2 protein-coding genes are annotated in these 2784 nt (G+C 55.0%); both read left to right on the top strand.

The window, feature by feature from the left end; all coding sequences use genetic code 11:
* Positions 1 to 1261 (top strand): putative 2OG-Fe(II) oxygenase (locus AB8B76_RS05030; protein ID WP_405270876.1); only part of this gene is annotated, 1261 nt, incomplete at its 5' end.
* A gap of 24 nt (positions 1262 to 1285) precedes the next feature.
* A partial coding sequence (locus tag AB8B76_RS05035) for a tetratricopeptide repeat-containing sulfotransferase family protein (protein ID WP_405270878.1) occupies positions 1286 to 2784 on the top strand: 1499 nt, incomplete at its 3' end.

Here is a 2784-nt window from a genome sequence, read left to right on the forward strand (position 1 = left end):
CGCCGAAGCCGCTGATGCCTATGAGCAAGCGCGACAATTGGGCTTTGATCAACCGGACGTTTATCGCAATCGCGCAGAGGCACTTCTGGATTCCGGAGATATCGAAGCGGCCCTCGCCTGCGCAGACGCCGGTGTAGAGCGTTTTCCTGGCCATCCCTTGCTACAGCGAACGGCGGCTCAACTGAGTTTCAGCTCTGGAGCCCAACGGGATCATCTTGAAAAGCTTCGCGCCGCGGTGCGACAAGAGCCTCGCAATCCGGCCCTATGGCAGACGCTGATTCAGCTTATGAAGCGTTTGGGACAGGAGTCAGGGGTTGAAAAAACGCTTCTTGAAGCAGAGCGGATGGGCTGCCCTGATACACCGAACTTACAGGTGCTTGGCGCTCTGGATATGGCCCAGCGTGGTCAAGAAGGGATGGCTCTGGATCGACTACAGCAGATCAGTGAGGCGAGCCCGGACGATAGCTACGTTCAACATTATTTTGCAATGCAGTTGCTACGCTGCCAGGAAGCCGAGCGCGCCGAACAACTCTGCCGTGAATGGTTACTTAAGTCGCCTCATGATCAGACACTGCTGGCTTACCGTGGCACGGCTTTGCAGCTTCTCGGGGACTCCCGTGAAGATTGGCTTCTCGACTACGATCGTATGGTTGTGCCGGTTGAGGTTCCCGCGCCGCCGGAGTTCTCCAGCCGCGAAGCCTACTTCCAGGAACTTACTCGTGTGCTTGAAGGCTTACATCACAGTAACGCACAGCCGATTGAGCAAAGTGTCCGCGGTGGTACGCAAACCAATGGTTTTCTCTTTCGCCTCAAACAACAATTGTTGCGCGGGCTAGAAACACAACTGCAGTTGGCGATAGCAGGCGTACTGCAAAACCTCCCTACCGATGAGGATCATCCTTTCTGGAGCCGAAACTCTCGCCCACAGCGGGCCAGTGATCTGCGCATGGCAGGCGCTTGGTCTGTGCGTCTTCGCGATCAGGGTTATCACGCGAATCACATCCATCCGGAGGGCTGGATAAGCTCGGCGCTGTATATCTCCCTGCCAAATGAAGTGCAGCAGGGGGAAGGCACTGAAGGGCATATCCAGTTTGGGAGACCCATGCAGGAGCTCGGGCTCGATCTTGCGCCTCGCCGCATCGTAAAACCTGTGGTGGGAACTCTCGTACTGTTTCCATCGTATATGTGGCACGGCACACTGCCTTTCCATTCCGATCAGTCACGAATAACCGTGGCTTTTGATTTACTTCCCGGGGCTTAAGCTACCCCGAATTTGAGGACTTCCATGAACACGAGTGACCCTACGGCCCCTAGTCTGCAAGATTTGCTCATCGCCGGGGCTCAACATATTCAAGCCCGAAGGCTCGAAGATGCTGAAGCTGTAGCCAACGAGCTTCTAAGGCAGTTTCCAGAGCGGGTTGACGTGCGTTATCTGGCCTCCGACGTAGAGAGCTTACGTGGAGATCCCGTCGCGGCCCTTAAGCATCTTGATGCCCTCGCTGAGGATCTTGGCAATAGCCCACAGATTTTGCTGCGAAAGGCGCAGCTGTGTCTTTTTGATGGTAAGTCGAAGCGCGCTTTAACTTGCGCCAGAGCTGTGGATTTACTGGAGGCAAAGGAGCCAGAGTTAGCGGCCTTGTCTGAGATGTTCGCTCAGCTTGGTCAGGGGAAGGAAGCGCGAAACTGTCTACTCATCGCCCGCGATAAAAACCCCGAAAGTCAGCAGTTACTTTATCTTCTTGCGGTTTCCGAAGCGCAGATGGATTTAACGGAGGAGTCGGAAAAGCATCTGGAGCAGCTGTTAGAGAAGTCGCCCACGGACGTCGGAGCACTTCATCTGCGAACTCAACTGCGCCGCTGGTCTCAAAAGGATAACCATATTCAGGCCCTGCGAAATACGGTTCGAAAGAGTGTCGAGCCACAAATCACGGCGATCGCCTGCTACGCCTTGGGCAAAGAGTTTGAGGACCTCGGTAACTACGATGAAGCTTTCCCCGCTTTTGACGCCGGAGCACAAAGTTATCGAAAACTGGTGAATTATGACCAGGCTACGGAGCTGGGTGCACAGCAGGACATTCGGAATACCTTTGATGCCTCGCGGCTCGCATCACTGAAGCTGGGCGCCGATGAGCCCGGACCGATCTTTGTTGTGGGTATGCCCCGTGCGGGCATACGTCTTGCGGAGCGCGTCCTCGCGCGGCACAGCGCGGTCACGGCGGCAGGAGAGTTAGGCGACTTCAGGCGATTGCTAGGAGTTCTCGCTCGAGATGCAGCGCCAGCGGAGGTTTCCGATGCCGAGGCCACACTTGCCGTGGACTTTGCAGAGCTTGGCAGGCGTTATAGCAATGCGGTGAGCGAGCGAGCCGGAGAGACGTCGCGCTTTGTAGACTGTACGTCTCACTACTTTCTGTACTGTGGACATATCCTAGCCGCACTGCCGGGTGCGCGCATTATCCATATGCACCGAGACCCACTGGATACTTGCTACTCGGTGTTTAAGACATTGATCTTTGGCGCACACAGCTACTCTTATGACCTTGATGAGCTAGCCAGCTATTACCTGAGTTACCGCGCACAGATGGAACATTGGCATACATTGTTTCCGGGCCAGATTCTTGATGTCAGCTACGAGGCTCTTGTCACAGGCCCCGAGGCAGAAGCACGACGGATGCTGAGTTTTTGCGATTTGGAATTTGAGGAAGGAATGACTCAACCTAGTGTCGAACACCTTAATCCCATGCTGAGTGCTTCGAAAGAACTACCGCCTTTGCACACAGAGTCTAT

Source organism: Congregibacter sp. (assembly GCF_045107095.1).
GTDB lineage: Bacteria > Pseudomonadota > Gammaproteobacteria > Pseudomonadales > Halieaceae > Congregibacter.